Annotated in this window: 22 protein-coding genes; 20 read left to right on the forward strand and 2 right to left on the reverse strand. The window is 41.9% G+C overall.

Annotated features, from left to right (window positions below; genetic code table 11):
• Positions 1–16 precede the first annotated feature (16 nt).
• The 13 genes from C6Y02_RS13555 to C6Y02_RS13615 all read left to right on the forward strand — a co-directional run bounded on the left by C6Y02_RS13555 (position 17) and on the right by C6Y02_RS13615 (position 14,490).
• Positions 17–802: an alpha/beta fold hydrolase gene (locus C6Y02_RS13555; protein WP_106031494.1), complete on the forward strand. Its 786-nt coding sequence runs from the start codon at positions 17–19 to the stop codon at positions 800–802.
• Between the two features lie 45 nt (positions 803–847).
• Positions 848–1,156 carry a metal-sulfur cluster assembly factor gene (locus tag C6Y02_RS13560; protein WP_060595986.1) on the forward strand — a complete coding sequence of 103 codons (309 nt, stop codon included), beginning with the start codon at positions 848–850 and terminating at the stop codon, positions 1,154–1,156.
• A 121-nt stretch (positions 1,157–1,277) separates the two neighbouring features.
• The gene (locus tag C6Y02_RS13565) at positions 1,278–2,723 is read left to right on the forward strand and encodes an FAD-binding oxidoreductase (protein WP_060595987.1); all 1,446 of its coding nucleotides are present in this window, start codon (positions 1,278–1,280) and stop codon (positions 2,721–2,723) included.
• Positions 2,720–3,268, forward strand: coding sequence for an MFS transporter (locus C6Y02_RS13570; RefSeq protein WP_034663338.1), 549 nt, complete (start codon positions 2,720–2,722; stop codon positions 3,266–3,268). Before C6Y02_RS13565 ends, C6Y02_RS13570 begins: the two co-directional genes overlap by 4 nt.
• Before the next feature lie 137 nt (positions 3,269–3,405).
• A complete protein-coding gene (argC, locus tag C6Y02_RS13575) occupies positions 3,406–4,443 on the forward strand; it encodes an N-acetyl-gamma-glutamyl-phosphate reductase (RefSeq protein ID WP_060595988.1) in 1,038 nt (345 codons plus the stop codon).
• Between the two features lie 20 nt (positions 4,444–4,463).
• A complete protein-coding gene (argJ, locus tag C6Y02_RS13580) occupies positions 4,464–5,684 on the forward strand; it encodes a bifunctional ornithine acetyltransferase/N-acetylglutamate synthase (protein WP_106031495.1) in 1,221 nt (406 codons plus the stop codon).
• 14 nt (positions 5,685–5,698) lie between these two features.
• The gene (gene argB, locus C6Y02_RS13585; protein WP_034663330.1) at positions 5,699–6,475 is read left to right on the forward strand and encodes an acetylglutamate kinase; all 777 of its coding nucleotides are present in this window, start codon (positions 5,699–5,701) and stop codon (positions 6,473–6,475) included.
• Positions 6,472–7,623, forward strand: a complete 1,152-nt coding sequence (gene argD / locus C6Y02_RS13590; RefSeq protein ID WP_106031496.1) for an acetylornithine transaminase — start codon at positions 6,472–6,474, stop codon at positions 7,621–7,623. The genes argB and argD overlap by 4 nt, the downstream gene beginning before the upstream one ends.
• A 69-nt stretch (positions 7,624–7,692) precedes the next feature.
• Positions 7,693–8,754, forward strand: a complete 1,062-nt coding sequence (locus C6Y02_RS13595; RefSeq protein ID WP_066031043.1) for a carbamoyl phosphate synthase small subunit — start codon at positions 7,693–7,695, stop codon at positions 8,752–8,754.
• Entirely contained in the window at positions 8,747–11,827 is a 3,081-nt protein-coding gene (gene carB / locus C6Y02_RS13600) for a carbamoyl-phosphate synthase (glutamine-hydrolyzing) large subunit (RefSeq protein ID WP_106031497.1), read from the forward strand. Before C6Y02_RS13595 ends, carB begins: the two co-directional genes overlap by 8 nt.
• On the forward strand, positions 11,824–12,774 hold the full coding sequence (gene argF, locus C6Y02_RS13605) for an ornithine carbamoyltransferase (RefSeq protein WP_106031498.1): 951 nt from the start codon (positions 11,824–11,826) through the stop codon (positions 12,772–12,774). Before carB ends, argF begins: the two co-directional genes overlap by 4 nt.
• Positions 12,775–12,876: 102 nt before the next feature.
• Positions 12,877–13,056 (forward strand): YjzC family protein, encoded by a 180-nt coding sequence (locus tag C6Y02_RS13610; protein WP_034663316.1) that lies wholly within the window; start codon positions 12,877–12,879, stop codon positions 13,054–13,056.
• A 168-nt stretch (positions 13,057–13,224) separates the two neighbouring features.
• Entirely contained in the window at positions 13,225–14,490 is a 1,266-nt protein-coding gene (locus C6Y02_RS13615; protein ID WP_034663308.1) for an MFS transporter, read from the forward strand.
• 118 nt (positions 14,491–14,608) lie between these two features.
• Here C6Y02_RS13615 and C6Y02_RS13620 read toward each other — a convergent pair whose 3' ends face one another.
• The gene (locus tag C6Y02_RS13620; RefSeq protein WP_106031499.1) at positions 14,609–14,803 is read right to left on the reverse strand and encodes a YjzD family protein; all 195 of its coding nucleotides are present in this window, start codon (positions 14,801–14,803) and stop codon (positions 14,609–14,611) included.
• 211 nt (positions 14,804–15,014) lie between these two features.
• Between C6Y02_RS13620 and C6Y02_RS13625 the strand changes: the two genes are divergently transcribed.
• The 4 genes from C6Y02_RS13625 (at position 15,015) to C6Y02_RS13640 (ending at position 17,667) form a co-directional block, all read left to right on the forward strand.
• The gene (locus C6Y02_RS13625; RefSeq protein ID WP_060595993.1) at positions 15,015–15,755 is read left to right on the forward strand and encodes an alpha/beta fold hydrolase; all 741 of its coding nucleotides are present in this window, start codon (positions 15,015–15,017) and stop codon (positions 15,753–15,755) included.
• A 75-nt stretch (positions 15,756–15,830) separates the two neighbouring features.
• Positions 15,831–16,406, forward strand: coding sequence for a nad binding enzyme (locus tag C6Y02_RS13630; protein WP_066031042.1), 576 nt, complete (start codon positions 15,831–15,833; stop codon positions 16,404–16,406).
• Positions 16,407–16,496: 90 nt separating this feature from the next.
• On the forward strand, positions 16,497–17,459 hold the full coding sequence (locus C6Y02_RS13635) for a BMP family ABC transporter substrate-binding protein (RefSeq protein ID WP_066031041.1): 963 nt from the start codon (positions 16,497–16,499) through the stop codon (positions 17,457–17,459).
• A 10-nt stretch (positions 17,460–17,469) separates the two neighbouring features.
• The gene (locus C6Y02_RS13640; RefSeq protein WP_003211983.1) at positions 17,470–17,667 is read left to right on the forward strand and encodes a ComZ family protein; all 198 of its coding nucleotides are present in this window, start codon (positions 17,470–17,472) and stop codon (positions 17,665–17,667) included.
• Between the two features lie 9 nt (positions 17,668–17,676).
• On the opposite strand, the gene C6Y02_RS13645 is transcribed toward C6Y02_RS13640, so the two are convergent.
• Positions 17,677–17,910: a hypothetical protein gene (locus tag C6Y02_RS13645; RefSeq protein WP_034663296.1), complete on the reverse strand. Its 234-nt coding sequence runs from the start codon at positions 17,908–17,910 to the stop codon at positions 17,677–17,679.
• Between the two features lie 169 nt (positions 17,911–18,079).
• Between C6Y02_RS13645 and C6Y02_RS13650 the strand changes: the two genes are divergently transcribed.
• The 3 genes from C6Y02_RS13650 (at position 18,080) to C6Y02_RS13660 (ending at position 21,153) form a co-directional block, all read left to right on the forward strand.
• Positions 18,080–19,018: a beta-ketoacyl-ACP synthase III gene (locus C6Y02_RS13650; RefSeq protein WP_012009552.1), complete on the forward strand. Its 939-nt coding sequence runs from the start codon at positions 18,080–18,082 to the stop codon at positions 19,016–19,018.
• Positions 19,019–19,039: 21 nt separating this feature from the next.
• Positions 19,040–20,281 carry a beta-ketoacyl-ACP synthase II gene (fabF, locus tag C6Y02_RS13655; RefSeq protein ID WP_034663293.1) on the forward strand — a complete coding sequence of 414 codons (1,242 nt, stop codon included), beginning with the start codon at positions 19,040–19,042 and terminating at the stop codon, positions 20,279–20,281.
• 77 nt (positions 20,282–20,358) lie between these two features.
• Entirely contained in the window at positions 20,359–21,153 is a 795-nt protein-coding gene (locus C6Y02_RS13660) for a DUF2268 domain-containing putative Zn-dependent protease (RefSeq protein ID WP_106031500.1), read from the forward strand.
• Positions 21,154–21,253: the final 100 nt, after the last annotated feature.

A 21,253-nucleotide genomic window follows, 5' to 3' on the forward strand; every position in this document is an offset into this window, starting at 1 on the left:
GGAGGATTCATAGGCTGTGATCACCATTGATGAGCAAACTGAACACGATATTCCATTTTTACATATCGTAAAAGCTGAAAATAAAGACAAACCGCTGCCGCTTGTATTTTTCATACACGGATTTACAAGTGCACGTGAGCACAACTTACACTTCGCCTTTCATTTGGCAGAAAAAGGCATGAGAGTGATTTTGCCTGACTGTGCTTATCATGGTGTAAGATCAGAAAACCTCAGCTTAGAGGAACTGGCATCAAAGTTCTGGGAAATTGTCCTGAACGAAATACGTGAAATCGATATACTCAAAACATACTTTCAAGAAAAACAATTGATTGAAGCCGATCTGATAGGTGTTGCGGGTACTTCCATGGGCGGTATCACCACCTTTGGTGCACTGGCCAAGCATGATTGGATTAAAGCAGCAGTCAGCTTGATGGGCAGTCCGAAATATACGACATTTCTACAAGCACAAATCATGGACATGCGGCACAAAGGGTTGATGAAAGAGATTACAGACGAAGAGGTTCATCAGCAGTTAGACGCCCTGCGCCCTTATGATTTAACGCTGCAAACAGATCGATTAAACAAAAGACCACTGTTATTCTGGCATGCAGAAAACGATCCAGTTGTCCCTTACCGGCATGCAAAGGCTCTTTATGACGAGTTAGCAGCAACCCAATATAAAGAAGACCCGCACCTGATTCGTTTTACCACAGACGGACAAGCTGGCCATAAGGTCTCAAGACAAGCAATGTTTGAAACGATTGACTGGTTTGTGACACATCTGAAAAGCACAAACGTTTAGTCAAAGGAAAAAGTACGTTATACTAATGGAAAAGGAGTGGATATCATGGATGAAGCATTGAAAGAAAATATTTTAGGCGCCCTAGAACAGGTGATTGACCCTGAGCTAAATGTCGACATCGTCAACCTTGGACTTGTCTATGATGTCGATCTTGATGAGAATGGAAAAGCGGATGTCACCATGACCTTAACATCAATGGGCTGTCCTCTTGCACCAATTATCGTGGATGAAGTCAAAAAAGCATTAAGTGATCTTCCAGAAGTAAAAGAAACAGAAGTTCACATCGTATGGAATCCGCCTTGGACACGAGACAAAATGTCAAGATACGCAAAAATCGCGCTCGGTATTCAATAAGCAAAAATGAAAATGCCTGGTATGAGTTGAACTCATGCCAGGTTTTTTTTATGAAAAAATAAGGTGGAGGAAGAGAACGTATTGATATAATGGGTGTAATATAACAGATCGGAGCCTCATAATGAAACGAAAATGGTTATGGATTGTTCTTTTAGTGGGATACGCTGCTGCATTTTTTGCATCAATCACCATTCGTGAGGAGCAAGCACACAAAAGCCAAGATCTTGAAGCCTTTACAGATGTCAGTCATCTTATGCCTGTCAAAATAAAAAAAGTCGTTCAAGGAAAAGAAATAGACACTTTAAAAGAAGTATTAAAAGAAGCGAAAGCAAAAAACCTGCCGATATCCATTGCAGGGAAACAGCATAGCATGGGTGGCCACACGTATTATGAAAATGGCATCGTGCTTGATATGACCAAATTCCGTCAGATTTTAGCATTTGATGAAAAAAAGAAAACCATCCGTGTCCAAAGCGGCGCTACATGGGATGATATACAAACTTATGTGAACCCCTACGGTCTTGCCGTGAAGGTCATGCAATCACAGAATATCTTCACGATTGGCGGTTCTCTCAGTGCAAACGCACACGGACGTGACATTCGCTACGGATCACTCATTGACACGGTTCGTTCCTTTAGGCTGCTAAAGGCAGATGGGGAGATCGTTACAGTGAAGCCAGGCGATGATTTGTTTACAGCCGTGATTGGCGGATATGGTTTGTTCGGCGTGATTTTAGATGTTGAGCTTTCGCTAACGAGAGATGAATTATACAAAATGGAGACAACCTCTCTTGATTATCGTGAATACACCGATTATTTTCAAAAGCATGTCAAACACAATAAAGAAGTACGCATGCATCTCGCAAGAATCTCAACAGCGAAAACAAACTTTTTGAAGGAGATGTATGTAACGAACTATTCCCTCTCAACTCATCAAGAGCTCGAACCATACCGAGAGCTAAAGGAAGATCAGCTCGTCATGCCATTGAAATTTATGCTCGGCCTTTCAAGAAGATTTGATATGGGGAAAGATCTGCTCTGGAATTTGCAAAAAAAGTATTTCCAAAGTCAAAATGATCAGCTGATCACAAGAAACAATGTGATGCGTTCAGATTCTGCTTTTTTAGAATATGAAAATGAGTCAGACACAGATGTGCTTCAGGAATATTTCGTCCCAGTTGACCGCTTTCGTGCGTATATCGATGAAATGAGAGACTTTTTACAACAGGAAGAATTGAATTTAATGAACATCACGATACGCTACGTACAAAAAAATGAAAAAGCGGATCTCTCATATGCGAAAGAAGATATGTTTGCCCTTGTTCTTTTAGTGAATTGTGGTTTTGAGAAAGAAGAGAAGGCAGAAGCAGAGCGGATCATCCGGCAAATGACAGATATCACGCTGCGGCACCATGGAAGCTATTACTTACCGTACATGCCTTATCAAACGAAGGCACAAATGAAGCGGGCGTATCCTAAAACCGATGTATTCTTCCAAAAGAAAAAGCAAGCAGATCCAGATGGCAGGTTTATCAATTACTTTTATGAAAGGTACAATACACAATGAATGCAAAAGCAATGAAATGGTTCGTCTACTCACAAAGCCTGCTGTTTTTCGCCAGCAGTTTGATTTTCCCTTTTTACATTCTTTTTATTAAAAATGTTGGTTCAAGCTATTCACAGTTTGGTCTTGCCTATGGCCTCTTTGGTTTAAGCGGAGCGTTTATTCATTTACTCTTAGGGAAACTACCCGAAACTACTGACAGGCGTCTCTTTTTAATCATTCATTCGTTCGGTATGGCGTTTCTTTTACTGCTATTTCCGCATATAACAGAAGTGGAGCAAGTGTATATGATTCAGCTTGCACTTGGTGCGTTAGGCGGCTTTCAAAAACACGGGGAGAAACTGCTCGTCACGGAACTGACAACAGGTAATAAAAGAATGAAGGAGGTTGGCCACTATCATTTTTGGACAGCTCTTTTTTCATCCATCGCGATTATGCTTGGCGGTCTGTTTGCTGATTTCTTTACCGTTCATTTCATTTTTTATGCAAGCTCCATATTATATTTATGCAGTGCGCTCATGGTCATCTATATCAAAAACGAAAGATAAATCCGCATGTCTCATGAAGATATGCGGATTTTTTGTTGAAAAAAAATGAAAACAAATATTAAATATACAATTGAATTAATTTTTATACATGTTATAATGTTAAATAATTTCACAAAGATCAAGAGGGTGTATTGACGTTGAAAATAGGTATTATAGGTGCTACAGGGTACGGTGGTGCGGAATTGGTTCGTATCTTCAAGCATCATCCACATGTGGAGGAATGTATATTGTATTCATCAAGTGGTGATGGGCAATTATACAGTCAATCTTATCCGCATCTGACAACTATTACTGATCAAACATTAAAAGCCATTGATCCAGCTTCCATTGTGCGAGAAACAGATGCTGTGTTTTTAGCGACACCAGCAGGCGTATCAAGTGAACTTTCGCCGAAGCTCATGAATCAAGGAGTGCCCATTATTGATTTATCAGGTGATTTGCGCATTCAAGATGGCGCAACCTATGAAGCTTGGTATAAACGAAGGGCAGCTGATCAAGCATCTGTTCAACAAGCTGTGTACGGATTATCTGAATTAAATCGTGAAACAATTGAGCAGGCTGAAGTTATTGCAAACCCAGGGTGCTTTCCTACCGCAGTTCTTCTCGGTTTAGCACCGCTGATGAAACAGAATCTAATCGATGAATCTATGATCATAATAGATGCAAAAACAGGCGTGTCCGGTGCAGGACGATCTGCCTCACTTGGAACACATTTTTCAGAGCTAAACGACAATTTCAAAATTTATAAGGTAAATGAACATCAACATACACCTGAAATAGAGCAAATATTAAGAGAATGGAATCCGCAAACGGCGAACATCACATTTTCAACGCATCTTGTCCCGATGACAAGGGGGATTATGGCGACGATGTATACACAGCTGAAATCAGATATCACAAAAGAGGAATTGATGAAGCATATGAAAGGCTTTTATGAAGATTCCTATTTTGTCAGAGTGAGAGATCACGGCGTGTATCCGCAAACAAGGGAAGTCTACGGCAGTAATTTCTGTGACATTGGCTTTCATTTAGATGAACGTACAGGCAGACTCACGATTGTGTCTGTGATCGACAATCTCATGAAAGGCGCAGCCGGCCAAGCGGTTCAAAACTTCAACATCATCAAAGGCTTAGATGAAGAGGCGGGCCTCACAATGACACCTCTCTATCCATAAGAACAGGGGAGACAACAAACATGATCGAATTGAATGAAAAAAGCATTGTAAAAATAGACGGTGACGTATCATCACCAAAAGGCTTTGAAGCAAAAGGGATTCATATTGGATTACGCTATTCAAAAAAAGACCTTGGACTGATTGTCAGTGAGGTGCCGGCAGCGAGTGCAGCGGTATATACACAAAGTCACTTTCAAGCTGCACCTCTACAAGTCACTCAGAAAAGCTTAAAAAAGACAGGGCAATTAAAAGGTGTCATTGTCAATAGTGCCATCGCCAATGCATGTACCGGTGAGCAAGGTTTGAAGGACGCATACGAAATGCAGGCAGCCTGCGCAGATATGTTAGGGGTAGAACCTGATTACATTGCTGTTTCTTCTACTGGTGTCATTGGAGAGTGTCTGGATATGGATAAAGTCAAAAAAGGCATCTCGCAGCTGAAAGAAGCAAAAGCAGGAAATGGTCATTTTGAAGAGGCAATCTTAACGACAGATACAGTCATTAAAAATACAACATACACCCTGACGATAAACGGCAAAGAGATTCTGATTGCAGGTGCAGCAAAGGGCTCTGGCATGATTCATCCGAACATGGCAACGATGCTTGGCTTCGTGACAACGGATGCAAATGTCGAACAGGAAGCCCTGCAAAACGCACTTCGTGACATTACCGATGTGACCTTTAATCAAATTACCGTCGATGGGGAAACATCGACAAACGATATGGTACTCGTAATGGCAAATGGCATGGCAGAAAATGAAGCACTCAATGAAAAGCATCCAGAATGGCCATTGTTCAAAGAAGGATTAAAGCTAGCTTGTGAGGATCTTGCCAAAGAGATTGCAAGAGACGGAGAAGGTGCAACGAAATTAATTGAAGCGCAAGTTGCTGGCGCCAAAAATAATTTAGAAGCCGGCATCATAGCGAAGAAAATCGTTGGTTCAAGTCTTGTGAAAACAGCCGTCTACGGCACCGACGCCAACTGGGGGCGAATCGTTGGAGCCATTGGTCATAGTGCAGCTTCCGTCACACCACAAGAGGTAGAAGTTTATTTAGGCGGACAATGTCTGTTTAAACATAATGAACCGCAGCCATTCTCAGAAGAGGAAGCAAAAGCGTATCTAGAGCAGGATGAGATCACGATTTTGATTCAAATGAATGAGGGAAATGGTAAAGCAGCAGCATGGGGCTGTGACCTTACCTATGATTATGTGAAAATTAACGCGAGCTATCGCACATAATGAAGGAGATAGACATGGATAAAACGATCGTATTTAAGTGTGGAGGTAGTGTCATTCGAGAACTTTCAGATACCTTTTATGAAAATGTCCGCTCACTTCAAGCTGCTGGATTTAAGCTGGCTATCGTCCATGGTGGAGGTCCTGAAATCACTAGCATGCTGCAAAAATTAGAAGTGAAAACAGAATTTGTTGATGGACAGCGCAAAACAACGAAGCCTGTGTTAGAGGTAGCCGAAATGGTCCTCTCGGGAACGGTCAATAAATACTTTGTGTCAGAGCTCGCAAAGCATGATATCTCATCTGTCGGCGTGTCTGGGAAAGATGGGCAGATGCTTGTCGCGGATTTCCTCGATCAAGACGTGTACGGATACGTTGGTGAAATCAAAGAAGTCCATCCAGAGATGGCAGAAGCATTAATGGAAAAACAATTTATTCCTGTGATTGCACCGCTGTCTATGACAGAAGAATGCCAAACGTTAAACGTAAACGCTGATTTAGCAGCATCAGCTGTCGCAGGAGCCATGAAAGCTGATAAGCTCATGTTTGTCACAGATGTGGAAGGCATTTTAAAAAATGGTGAATTATTAGATGTCGTCACCGAACAAGAAGCCCTTTCACTCATTGATGAAGGCATTATTTCCGGGGGAATGATTCCAAAAGTGCAATCCGCTTTGAGTGCTTTATCAGGAGATGTGGATGAAGTCATGATCGTGAATGGCAAAGGCAGTATCTTTACAGGGGAAACCTTTAAAGGAACAAGAATTGTGAAACAAAAGGAGGCGGTCCTGTGAGTCATCTCTTTCAAACGTATGGACGGTGGAATGTTGAAATTAAAGAGGCAGCAGGTTCTTGGGCAGTCGATACAAATGGAAAAAAATACTTAGACTTTATACAAGGCATTGCGGTTACAAATCTAGGCCACAATCACCCAAAGGTCAATCAAGCCATCAAGAAGCAGCTTGATCACGTCTGGCATGTATCGAATCTATTTGAAAATGGACTGCAGGAAAAAGCAGCAGAAAAGCTTGCGGCAAACAGTTCAGGAGACCTCGTGTTTTTCTGCAATAGCGGGGCTGAGGCAAATGAAGGTGCGATCAAATTAGCGCGTAAAGCAACAGGGAAAACAAATATCGTGACATTTTTGCACTCTTTTCATGGGCGCACGTATGCTGGTATGGCTGCTACAGGTCAAGATAAAATTAAAACTGGCTTTGGCCCTATGCTGGAAGGCTTTCATTATGTACCGTTTAATGACCCAGACGCTATTGCCACGTGTGAAGTCGATGATGTGGCAGCGGTGATGCTTGAGGTTGTGCAAGGAGAAGGTGGAGTAAATCCAGCGACAGCAGAATTTCTAGAAGCCGTTCAAGCGTTTTGCCAAAAGCATGAAGCACTGCTGATCGTAGACGAAATTCAAACGGGTATTGGACGTACAGGAACAGCGTTTGCATACGAACAAACGGGACTTGATCCTGATATTATCTCTTCTGCTAAAGGCTTAGGAAACGGCTTCCCAGTCGGTGCGGTCATAGGGAAAAAGGCTTTAGGAGATGCATTCTCACCAGGTTCACACGGAACAACCTTTGGTGGCAACATGCTTGCCATGGCCGCAGTGAATGCAACACTCGATGTCATTTTCAAAGAAGAGTTTCTTTCAGAAGTCAAAGAAAAAGGCGCTTATCTGTTAGAAAAGCTGCAAGATCTGAAACAACTGAATATTGTAAAAGAAGTACGCGGAAAAGGATTGATGGCAGGGATTGAATGTCATCAGCCAGTCGGTGATTATATCACAGCTCTTAGAGAACAAGGGTTGCTGGTACTTCCAGCTGGTCCAAATGTGATTCGGTTATTACCTCCGCTGAATGTAGAAAAAGCAGAAATAGATCATGCAATAGAAGCGATTACTCAGGTTTTAGCAAATGAAGCAGTGACGGTATAAATTTTTTTACACCAAAACGCATAAAAATGCATTTATATTACTAATTATTCAATTTGGGGTGACACAAGCATGAAAGGTTATTTAAATTTAGAAGATGGAGCCTCTTTTGAAGGAGATCTGACAGGAGAAGCTGGCATGACAGGTGAAGTGGTTTTCTTTACAGGGATGACAGGTTACCAAGAGGTGCTCACAGATCCTTCTTATAAGGGACAAATCATTGTTTTCACATATCCACTCATCGGAAATTACGGTATTAATCATGAAGACTTTGAGAGCAAAAAACCACAAGTGAAAGCTGTCGTTGTGTATGAAGCAGCTGATCATTTCTCTCATCATCTTGCAGCGGTTAGCTTAAAAGATTATTTACAGAAGTGGAACATTCCGCTTCTGACGCATACAGATACACGTGCAGTCGTGCAAAACATCCGGGCAAATGGGACGATGAACGCTGTGATCAGTGTAGACGAAAACGAAACACCGCCGGCCATGAAACAAGACAATGTGGTCGCACAGGTGACAGAGGACGAGATCTACACACAAGGCAGCGGCGAGGAACATGTAGCGCTCATTGATTTTGGCTTTAAAAAATCAATTGCAGATTCGCTTGAAGCGCGTGGCTGTAAAGTAACCGTCATTCCGTACAAACAGCTGGAAAAGGTGTTTGAGATCAAGCCAGATGCGATTCTGCTGTCAAATGGACCTGGTGATCCCAAAACAATGAAGCCATATTTAAAAACCATTCATGACATCATGATGACCTTCCCGACACTTGGAATCTGCTTAGGTCATCAATTAATCGCTCTCGCACTTGGCGGGGATACGTATAAGCTTCCATTTGGCCACCGCGGGGCGAATCACCCTGTACAAGATACAGAATCCAAACGTGTTTTCATGACAAGTCAGAATCACAGCTATGTGGTGAATGAAAAAAGCATGAATGACAAAGAAGTGGACGTGAAATTCCTTCATGTCAATGATGGATCTGTAGAAGGTTTCATTCATAAAGAGAAGCTAATTATGTCAGTTCAATTTCATCCAGAAGCACACCCAGGTCCTGCTGAAAGTGAATGGGTATTCGATGATTTTATTGAGAAAGTGAAACAAGCAAGGAGAGAAGTTGCACATGCCTAAAGATCAAAGCATACAAACCATTCTAGTCATCGGGTCTGGTCCAATCATCATTGGTCAGGCAGCAGAATTTGATTACTCAGGAACACAAGGATGTATAGCCTTAAAAGAAGAGGGCTACAAAGTCATTTTAGTGAATAACAACCCAGCAACCATTATGACAGACGAATCATTTGCTGATGAAATCTATTTTGAACCGCTTTCAGTTGATTCAGTGACAAGAATCATCGAAAAGGAAAAACCAGATGGTCTTTTAGCCAACCTTGGCGGACAGACCGCTTTAAACCTTGCTGTCGAGCTAGAAAAAGCCGGTGTGCTGAAGAAGCATGGGGTAACCCTGCTCGGAACGTCAGTTGAAACAATTGAAAACGGTGAAGATCGAGAGAAATTCCGTGCTCTCATGAAGCAGTTGAACGAACCTGTGCCAGATAGTGAAATTGTGGATAATGCGAAAGATGCCCTTCAATTTGCAAAAGAAGTAGGCTTCCCAGTCATCCTAAGACCAGCATACACACTTGGCGGAAAGGGCGGCGGAATTGCCTTAACAGAAGAAGCGTTTAAACCGCTCATTGAAGGAGCCCTTTTAGCGAGCCCGATTCATCAGTGTTTAGTTGAAAAAAGCATCGCTGGCTTTAAAGAAGTCGAATATGAGGTCATGAGAGACCGTCAAAATACGTGTATTACGGTTTGTAATATGGAAAATATCGATCCAGTTGGTGTGCATACAGGAGACTCGATTGTCGTTGCACCTTCCCAAACATTAACAGACCAGGATTATCAAATGCTTCGTTCAGCGAGCCTGAAAATCATTTCAGCACTGGATGTAGTCGGCGGATGCAACATCCAATTCGCCCTTGATCCACTCAGTAAAGAATACTTTGTCATTGAGGTGAATCCACGGGTCAGCCGTTCATCTGCTCTTGCCTCAAAAGCAACAGGCTATCCAATTGCTAAAATGGCGGCAAAGCTTGCGGTAGGCTATACACTAGACGAACTCAAAAACCCGCTCACAGGCACAACTTATGCTAGTTTCGAGCCGGCACTCGATTATGTCGTCGTGAAATTCCCACGCTGGCCGTTTGATAAATTTAAACAGGCAGATCGTCAATTAGGAACAAAAATGAAGGCGACTGGCGAAGTCATGGCGATTGACCGTAATTTAGAGTCAGCCATTCAAAAAGCCGTCGCCTCCCTTGAAATCAAAACAAAGGGCTTCTACCTGCCAGAATTGAAAGACCAATCGACTGAACAACTATTTGAACTGATCAAAACACCAGACGATCGACGTTTCTTCGCTGTCATGGAGCTTCTTTCAAGACAAGAAACGGTCGAAACGATTCATCAAGCGACGAAAATTGATCTATTCTTCTTACATGTGTTCAAGAATATGATCATTCTCGAACAGGAATTGAAGAACCATGAAGGAACGCTCTCAAAAGACACCTTGAAAAAGGTAAAGGAAAAGGGCTTCCTTGATGAAACGATTGCTTTTCTTACAGGCCACAGTGAAGAGGCTATTAGACAGCTTCGTCAAGAATATGACATTACGGCTTCATTTAAAATTGTCGACACATGTGCGGCAGAATTTGATGCAAAAACGAACTACTTCTATTCCACATACTTTGGCAAAAGTGATGGAGAGCATCAGGAGAAAACAAAGCAGCGTGCACTCATCATTGGCTCTGGTCCGATTCGAATTGGGCAGGGAGTCGAGTTTGACTATAGTGCAGTTCATGGCGTTCTTACCCTGCAAAAGCTTGGCTTTGAAACCATCATGATGAACAACAATCCAGAGACGGTCAGTACGGATTATGAGATCGCAGATCGTTTATATTTTGAACCCATTACATTAGAGCACATCTTAAACGTTGTCGAAGCAGAAAAAATTGATTTCGTCATCGTCCAATTTGGCGGACAGACTGCCATCAATGTAGCAGAAGGCTTAGAAAAAGCCGGTGTCACGTTGTTAGGTACATCCTTTGACACGCTAGATGCGCTCGAAGATCGTGATTTGTTCTATCAGCTTCTTGATGAACTGAATCTTCCTCATGCAGAAGGAAATACGGCTGACTCAAAAGAAGAAGCACTCGCACATGCCAGAATCATTGGTTACCCTGTGTTAATTCGCCCATCGTATGTCATTGGCGGAATGGGGATGATCGTTGTCCAGTCAGAAGCACATTTGACATCATTGCTTGATCAGCCAGATCATTTGCCGTACCCGATCTTAATTGATGAGTATGTCACTGGAAAAGAAGTTGAAGTGGATCTGATTTCTGACGGAAAAACGACCTTCATTCCAACGATCGTGGAGCATATAGAGAAAGCGGGCGTCCATTCAGGTGACAGCTTTGCCATTTTACCAAGTGTCTCCATCAGCGAAGACATCAAACAGCAGGTGCATACTGCGTCCGAACAAATAGCGAAGAAATTAGCGTTTAAGGGCATTATGAATATCCAATTTGTGATCAAAGGGGATCAGGCGCTTGTACTAGAGGTAAATCCGCGGGCAAGCCGGACGGTTCCAGTCGTCAGCAAAGTAATGGGCATTGACATGATTCCGCTTGCGACTCAATTATTAGCGGGTGCGACGCTTGAAGAACTGAACCCTGCAACGAAAAACAAAGGGGGAACAGCGGTCAAATTCCCAGTCTTCTCATCACATGCCATTCAAGATATTGACTTAAAGCTGACACCTGAAATGAAAGCGACAGGAGAAGGAATGTGTGTAGGCAAGAACGCCGAAAGCGCTTTGAAAAAAGTGTTTGCGTCAATCTGGCATCAGAAAGGCAGCCTCTTTATAAAAGGCAGTGAACAATTGGTAGATAAAGCGAAACATGCAGGCTTTGACGTCTGGACGGACAGCTTTGAAACTTGGCTGCAAAACGAAGATAAGTCGCTTCATATCCATTTAGGGGAAGATGAAGAGGCAAAAGAGCAGCGTGTAAAAGCACTCACACATGGCGTCCAAGTTCTAACCGAAGATGAAACAGCTCAAGCATTCCTGCAAGGGAAAAATGGAGATGTATCACCAGTATCGCTCAAAGAATTATATAAAAAGGAAGTGACGGCATGAGTCAAGTCGACGTGCAACCGGCATTATACGGAAAAGACTTTTTATCGTTAAAAGATTTCTCAATCAATGACATTGCTTATTTAATTGAAAAAGCGGAAGAAATGAAACAAAATCCCTATCAGGATTTATTCAAAGGGAAAACGTTAGCGATGATCTTTGAAAAATCGTCAACTAGAACCCGTGTATCGTTTGAAGCGGGAATGACGCAGCTAGGAGGACATGCGCTCTTCCTCAGCTCAAATGATTTGCAAATTGGCAGAGGAGAAACGATCAGTGATACGGCACAAGTGCTGTCTGGCTATGTAGATGGCATTATGATTCGGACCTTTGAACATGAGAAGGTCGAGGAGCTAGCACAATACGCGTCTATTCCTGTCATCAATGGACTGACTGACTACTCCCATCCATGTCAGGCACTTGCTGATTTATTGACAATCAAAGAAGTAAAAGGAACATTAAAAGGAATCAAAGTAGCCTATATTGGTGACGGAAATAACGTGGCTCACTCCTTGATGGTTGGCTGTGCGCAGCTAGGCTGTGACATTGCTGTTGCATCACCAGAAGGCTATGAACCGCTCCAAGAAGTAACAGACACGGCACGTGAGTTTGCAAAACAATCGGGCGCAGAAGTCATCGTTACGACAGACCCTGTCGCTGCTGTTCAAGATGCAGATGTCATTTATTCCGATGTGTTTACAAGCATGGGGCAGGAAGAAGAAACAGAGAAACGTCTTGCTGAATTTAAAGAATATCAAGTCAATGACGAACTAATGAGTTATGCAGCAAAGGATTATATTTTCCTTCATTGTCTCCCGGCACACCGCGGAGAAGAAGTGACAGCAGACATTATTGACGGGCCGCACTCAAAAGTTTTTCGGCAGGCAGAAAACCGTTTGCATGTACAAAAAGCGTTAATCAAAGAGCTCATGTATCAACAAACCAATTAAATGAAAAGTGTCCCTGACTCGTAGGAGCAGGGACTTTTTGCATAAAGGATTGGAGAGGCAAGTGACGGGACATAATAACATCATCGAGAAAGGAGGATGGGAATGGGTCAGAAGCATCAATTTAAATCAGGGAATAAAGCACCGAATAATGGTGTGTATATCGAGATCGGTGAAACCGGCAGTATGGTGAAAGATCCTTTAAAGATTAAGCTTCAAGCAGGCGACGTCTTTCCGGATAACTCGAACCATAATCGTGTTTGGACCTACCAAAGAAAGCCATAAGCAATTGACTAAGAGTCAGAAGGAATAAGTCTTTAGAGGCATGTGTCATGCCTCTTTTTTCTTTATAATAAAAATCAATTAAGTTCCAATTTTCAAAAAACAGTATAAAAAAAAGAAAATTTAAGGTAAAATATGTAATTGGAATATATTGTTGAAAGGATTTGTGTGATGGAAAAGACGAATCTCAGTGAAAGTGTTTGGAATAAACGCTTCACCTCATTATTCATATCAAGACTGATTAAAAACACAGGAGAAAGTTTTGCTTTTACATCCGTCCTTTGGCTATTGATTTTGAGAGGGGATGGAGCACTCGGTACAGGACTTCTCCTAGCAGTAACCGTTCTTCCTTCATCTTTGTTAGCCCCAATACTAGGACCTCTTATGAAAAAGCACCATTTGTCTAAATGGATGTTCGCTTCAGACGTCGTTCGAGCAACAATTGTACTCATTATTCCGCTTCTGCATTTTTCGCATCTATTGCCTTTATGGTTATTGATCTCATTAATGGTTATTCAATCGGCAACAGGTGCAGCATATAATCCAGCCTCTGTGGCCATTTTACCGCAGATTGTTCCGAAGCATCTGATTCAAAAAGCAAATGCCATCCTGCAATCTTCTTTTGAGATTGTCGCACTTGCAGCAGTCATGGTGGCTGGTCTCTTGGTCAAATTAATCGGACCTGCAGATACCCTGCTCATCACCACTGCCTTATTCATCATATCCGGCCTGTTTATTATCGGCGTCAAACTAAAGAAAACCGATGAAGAAAAAGCAGCAGGCATTAAACAAGCAAAGAATACATATTTGTATAACTTAAAAAGAGGTTTTCTCGTCGTCAAAAATCATCACATTTTATTTGCACTGACGCTGTATTGTATTTTAATGAATGTCGCCGCAGCACCGTGGCAGGCACTATCTGCTGTATACGTAGCAGAAGCACTGCAAAGCGATTCCATGGTGTATTCCATTTTAAGAGGTGTTGCCGCAGTCGGCGCGTTTATGATGGGCTTTGCTCTAGCGAAAGTGAAAATTAAGAGATTTGGTTTGTTCTTTATTGTCGCTGGTATGATTGAAGGAGCTGCGTTCTTTATCACAGGGATGAGTACATGGCTGCCGGTCGTTCTACTTGCATCCTTTATATTCGGTGCCGCCGTTAGTGCGATCAATGTACCGGAAATGGTCATTATTCAAACGTCTGTCGACCAAGACGATCAGCCGCAAGTATACGCCGTGATCAATGCTTCATCAAATGTTTTTCTCCCGCTTGCAGCTGTCGTATCAGGTGTTCTGGCAGAAAGGTTTGGAGCAGGACCTGTCATTGCTGGCGGTGGGGTCCTTGAAATTTTATCCGGTATCGCGATCTTCCTGTTTACAGGGCTTGCGAAAAGCCATTTGACAGCAGACAAACAGAAGTCCGAAACCGTCGAGGTGTAATCGATAAAAAAACCCCCTGTAGCTGCAGGGGGTTTTAGCGTACCGCTTTTCAATCAAAAAGAAAAAGAGCTAAAATCAACATCATTTTAGCTCTTCCTCAGCAATCAAGTCTTACGTATTAAGAGTGTTTTGTTGAACTTTCCGTTTCTTTCATTGGACTTACTTCAGCAAAGACGAATAAAATAACCGTAAACACCACTGCAAGAATAGAAGTCAAAGTAAAGTCATAAGCAGCGCCATTCATCGAGGCAACGATGTAGCCAGCCATATGTGTCAGCAGAAAAGTCCAAATGAGGGTGATAATATAATGCATAATCCCACCGTCCTTTATGTAACAATCTATTGATTATCATACCATAGATACGAGTGAGGGGAAAAGACTGTTTTAGCCTTTATGTGACCATTTTAAGACCTTCTGCTATAAAAATAAAAAGAATTCTTCTCTCTTTAGGGGATTTCCTTATTCCTACAAGAGTTGTTGTTCATATCATAGAAAGCAGAATCACTGAAAGGAGGCTGGCCATATGGGTGTAAGCGAACGGTTTTTCCAGCTTGGTTCCCAGTGGAACGTCATTCACCTTCCTCAAAAACCAAATGGCTTTGGCATTCTTATCCTCGGTGACCGAAATCACTTTGTGCAGGAAAATACATCATTCTGGCTTCAGCACTATGGAAGAAACCAGCTTTTAACTGCCTTAAAGGATGAAGGATATACATTGTTTAATAGTCATCTTCATGGGAATCACTGGGGATGCGAAGATGCTGTTTTTAGTGCAAAGCAGCTCGTTCATCACACATTAAAACAAGAAATATTAAACCGGGAAATTCATGTGCTGGCAGAGGGGATGGGCGCACTCGTTGCCATGAGCCTTGCTGAAGAGATGCCAGAAGTGCTAAGGTCCATTGCGCTCGTGAATCCATGTCTGCATCTCTATGCACAACGAGAAAGAGAAAAGGAACACAAATTCTTTTATAAACAGCTGATCAAAGAATTAGCGAAAAGCTACGGCTGCTCTGAAAAGGAAGCGGAAACGTACCCGCTCCCTGCTTGCCCTGTTCATTCTGCTCATGTACCGATTCACATATGGCAAAGACTAAACGGCGCACCGTATGCATATGAACTGCATGCAAAGCCTTTTATAGATCAGCATATGAAGAATCCAGAGCATTGTCAGATCGATCTCACCTTGCATATGTTTGATCATCCGAGAAGAATCTTTCAATCCATTCACAAGTTTTATAAATCGCATGAAAGAGAATTGTGATGAATAGGATGATAACAGCCCTTCATGGAAAGGGCTCTTCTTTTTATTCGATAAGCTAAAAAAGGGGACATGAACATGGAAACAGGACTGATCATAGGGGCAGATGAATTTTTTGGTCTAGCGCTGTGTGAATATATGATGAAAGAGGGCATTCAAGTGGATATCACATGTCCTCATGATCATACAGAAGAGCAAAAGATGTTATTAGAAGAGCGAATGATGTGGCTCGGCAGAAATGATCTCTTCCGTGTCATTGACCTTCAGGATGGAAAAGACACGTATGACCTCATCTTTATTCAATCAGAGGAATCAGATAAACGACACAAAGACATGAAAGCGAAGCATGGCATGTACCGGGTTCTTTACGAAAAACCCGAAGACGAATCGTCCAATCAGAATGTGCCGGCTGTTATTCTCCCTCGCATGTTCGGACCATGGGCACTTAATAAAGAAAGAACTAAGCGTGATGAAGCATTTTTTGTAGAAGATGTGGTAAGGGATTTGTTCAAGTGGTCATCGGGCTCTGAACAAAGACAGGAAATGATATATGAATTGAAGGTAGAAAGACAAACGGATGACAAACAAGCAGAAGAAATGATGGTAGAATGGAAAAGACAAAACTCAACATTTTTCGACAAAAAGCAAGAATGATCTTCCATCTTATCTTTTTTCAGTATAAAATAAACCTATATTTAACATACAGGTTCATGCCTGCATGTGGCAAAGGGAGTTGAACATGGCATGAAGTATCAGCGGCTTTTCATGATCTTTTCGTTCCTTCTCCTATTATCTGCCTGCTCACAGGCACCTTTAAAAGGACAGATTGAGAAGGTGGGTTTACTCGTCCCCGATACAATTAATGATCAAGTTTGGGGAACGAAAGGTTATAAAGGCTTATTAAATATTCAATCAACATTTGGTGTAGATGTTTATTATAAGGAAGGAATGGTCGACAAAGAGAAAATCGTTGATGCCATTGAAGAATTTCACAAAAAAGGAGTCAATTTGATTATTGGCCATGGCAATGAATACAGCGAAATTTTCAACTTAATTAGTGAAGATTATCCGAAAACACAATTTATCACGGTAAATGGAAACAAGCCTCAGGCGGATAATGTCGCGAATGTGACGTTTAAAGGTGAAGCGATGGGTTTTTTCGGAGGCATGACAGCAGCACATATGTCAAAAACAAAAAAGATTGGTATTCTTGCTACATATGATTGGCAAAGCGAAGTAGATGGCTTTATCAAAGGTGCAAAATATCAAGATGAACATGTACAAGTGCTTGCCGAGTTTGTCGAAAACTGGGATGATGCGGACAAAGCCGTGGAGCTCTATCAAAAATTGAAAAAGCAGGGCGTAGATGTTGTATATCCAGCAGGCGATGGTTATAATATCCCTGTCATTGAACAAATCAAAGCCGATAATTTATCAGCGATCGGATATGTCACTGATCAATCCAACCTCGGCAGTCATACCGTCTTAACAAGCACAGTCCAGCATGTGGATAAAGCGTACACTATTATTGCGAAGAAATTTAATGAAGGCAAGCTAAACGAACAAGGTGACTACTCCTTTGATTTTAAAGAAGGAGTGATCGAAATGGGGAAATTTAGTTCCACCATTGACCGTGCTTTTGTGAAAGATATTGAAAGTGATATTGCGACTTACAAAAAAACTGGCAAACTGCCAAATGAAAAGTGAGGATACGACGATGCAGCACGAAAAATCGATGGAGTTTTTACAAATTGCCATGAAGTATTTTCCGCAGGCAAAAGAAGAATTAGATAAAGCGGGTATTCAGCTTGAGCCCGAAGCTCTTCAGCCGCTTTTATCATTGTTTACATCTGTCATGCAAGAGGCATATGAGCTGGGGAAAGCAGATGCAGAATCAGAAAAAGCCACAGAATAGTGGCTTTTTTTATGATAATTTTTTCTTGAAGGCACTAATCATAGGGCCAACATCTTTAAACACAGGCTTCAGTTCATCGATGGAGTTCATAATGTTCCCAATTTGATTCATGACATGCATGTAATCAATTGAGTCTTCACTTGGAGATGTCTCCTCACGTTCCTCCTTTGCTTCTGTCTTGCTTTTCTCCTTTTCAAGCGGCTGGCCAAACATCATAGCCGAAAAAATATCTTTTTGCGCCATATCACATGCTCCTTTCTACTATCGGTATATCAATAATCTATGAAAAAAGTGAGAGGAAAGGTTAGACGTTTGTATTGCCAAGGAGAAAAAAATAAGGTAAAATTAGTACCAGATACTAATATAAGATCACAATATTACATGCTCGTATGAGTAAAAGGAGTCTTATTCAATGAATGCTGGAATTATTGGCCTTGGCCGCTATATACCTGAAAAAGTGTTAACAAATCTTGATTTAGAAAAAATGGTTGAAACTTCTGACGAATGGATTCGTACTAGAACAGGTATAGAAGAAAGAAGAATTGCTTCTGATGATGTCAATACATCTCATATGGCGCTTGCTGCTGCAAAAAAAGCATTAGCTGACGCAGATGTGGCTGCAGAAGATATCGATATGATTCTTGTGGCGACAGTCACGCCAGATCAAGCATTTCCGACAGTCGCTTGTATGATTCAAGAGCAGCTCGGTGCACATAAAGCATGTGCAATGGATATTAGCGCTGCGTGTGCTGGCTTTATGTATGGGCTTGTTACTGGAAAACAATTTATTGAATCAGGTACGTTCAAGCACGTGCTCGTCGTTGGCGTTGAAAAGCTTTCTCGCATTACCGACTGGGATGACCGCAATACAGCTGTTCTGTTTGGAGATGGAGCAGGCGCTGCTGTGTTAGGAGAAGTCAGCGAAGGTAAAGGAATTCTCTCATTTGAGCTTGGAGCCGATGGAAGAGGCGGGAAGCACTTGTACTTAGATGAAAAAGATCATACAATCATGAATGGACGAGAAGTATTTAAATTTGCTGTAAGACAAATGGGCGAGTCAAGCGTAAACGTCATCGAAAAAGCTGGACTATCAAAAGAAGACGTTGACTTCTTGATTCCGCATCAAGCAAATATTCGCATTATGGAAGCAGCCCGCGAACGCCTAGAGCTGCCAGTTGAAAAAATGTCGAAGACAGTCCATAAATATGGAAACACATCAGCAGCATCTATTCCAATTTCACTATGTGAAGAAATCGAAGCCGGAAAAATTCATGACGGCGATGTGATTGTAATGGTTGGTTTTGGTGGCGGATTAACGTGGGGCGCAATCGCTATGCGATGGGGCCGATAAAAGAGTGAGGTGCACAAATTAATGGATAAAAAACGAGTAGTTGTTACAGGATTAGGTGCTTTGACACCTCTTGGCAACGATGTAGAGTCAACATGGAAAAATGCTGTAGCAGGTGTATCAGGAGTTGGACCAATCACACGTGTCGATTCAAGTGAATATACCGCAAAAGTAGCAGCAGAACTAAAAGATTTTAACATTGAAGATTACATGGAGAAAAAAGAAGCGCGAAAAATGGCACGCTTCACGCAATATGCAGTCGTTGCTGCTCAAAAGGCGCTAGAAGATTCACGTCTTGAAATCACAGATGAAATCGCACCGCGTGTTGGTGTATGGGTTGGGTCTGGTATTGGCGGACTTGAAACATTTGAAGAGCAGTTTGAAGTGTATTCAAATAAAGGGGCAAGACGCGTAAGCCCATTCTTCGTTCCAATGATGATTCCAGATATGGCAACAGGCCAAATTTCAATTGCACTTGGCGCAAAAGGGGTTAACTCTTGTACAGTGACAGCATGTGCAACAGGGACAAACTCAATTGGTGATGCATTTAAAGTCATTCAGCGCGGAGATGCAGATGCGATGATCACAGGCGGAACAGAAGCGCCGTTAACAAAAATGTCGTTTGCAGGTTTCTGTGCGAACAAAGCCCTTTCGACAAATCCTGATCCAGAGACAGCAAGCCGTCCATTTGACAAAAACCGTGACGGATTTGTTATGGGTGAGGGTGCAGGGATTATTGTTCTTGAAGAACTCGAGCATGCGTTAAAACGCGGGGCGACGATTTATGCAGAAATTGTTGGATATGGTTCAACTGGAGATGCGTATCATATTACAGCACCGGCTCCAAACGGAGAAGGCGGCGTCCGCGCAATGAAAGAAGCGATTCGAGATGCTGGTTTGTCTGTGGAAGAAATTGATTATATCAATGCCCACGGAACAAGCACACCTTACAATGATAAATTTGAAACAATGGCCATTAAAGAAGTGTTCGGAGAGCATGCGAATCAGCTTGCCATCAGTTCGACAAAATCAATGACAGGTCACTTACTTGGCGCAGCAGGCGGAGTAGAAGCTATTTTCTCTGTTCTTGCGATTAAAGACAGCGTCATTCCTCCAACCATTAACCTTGAAACACCGGATGAAGAATGTGATCTTGATTATGTGGCAAATGAAGCACGTTCAAAAGAAGTACAAGTGGCTCTAAGTAACTCACTTGGCTTTGGCGGACATAATGCGACAATTATCTTTAAAAAATACGAAGCGTAATATTTCCTAAGAAGGCGGCGATCTATAAACAGATCGCCGCTTTTTTGCATATGATGAAAATGGAGGTGTTTAGCGGTATGGGTCTAGTCAATACACAATATCTCATTCATCAATCATCATCATTTCAGGAGCTGGCATCGCGCTTTATTCCTTATTTTAAAGGGGCAGAGGAAAAAGAATGGTCCTCTATTCTCTCCCACCTGCAGCATCACGGAATGATTCGGTCTTTTAGATCATGCAAAGACATGATCGACAAGCTCAAAGAAAAAGGGTACTTCCAGCTCGTCATGAAAGAATACCAAACGCTGCAAAAGCAGTGGAAAGGCCCTGACATTCCTGTCTTTATTTTGCCAGTTAATGAGAGCAGCAAAGAAATTAGAGAACAATTTTATTATCAATCCGGCATGGCATTTGACGACAAGGTCTTTCTCTTTTTGTCGCCAAATACTCTGAAAGAACGTATCGGTACATTGCTGACTCATGAATATCACCATGTATGCAGGTTGCATTTTCTCACGAAAGAAGAAAAAGATTTTACATTCCTTGATACAATCATGATGGAGGGGCTCGCTGAATATGCTGTGTATCATAGATACGGAGAAAGCTATACAGCCAAATGGACCACTCTCTATGACGAAACGCAGCTTCAGCACTTGTATAAGAAATGGGTATCCAGTCATCTTGATCAAAAAGTGCAGGACGACGAAAGACTGATACAGAACCTCCTTTATGGAAAAGGGAACTACCCCAAAATGCTTGGTTACGCCACCGGGTTTTATATCGTGAAAAAGTATTTCAGTGAGCACCAAATCAGCGAGGAGTCTATGATTGCAGAGCCGTCCGAAACTTTTTTAAAGGCGGTAGACTCATAAAGTGAATGATTAACATAAAAAGAGACATATTACAAATTTACTAAATTCTTCTTGATTTCGTCATAACAATGTAATAATATACAAATATAAATTTTGATAA

This window comes from Bacillus sp. NMCC4, assembly GCF_002998555.1.
Lineage (GTDB): Bacteria > Bacillota > Bacilli > Bacillales > Bacillaceae > Bacillus.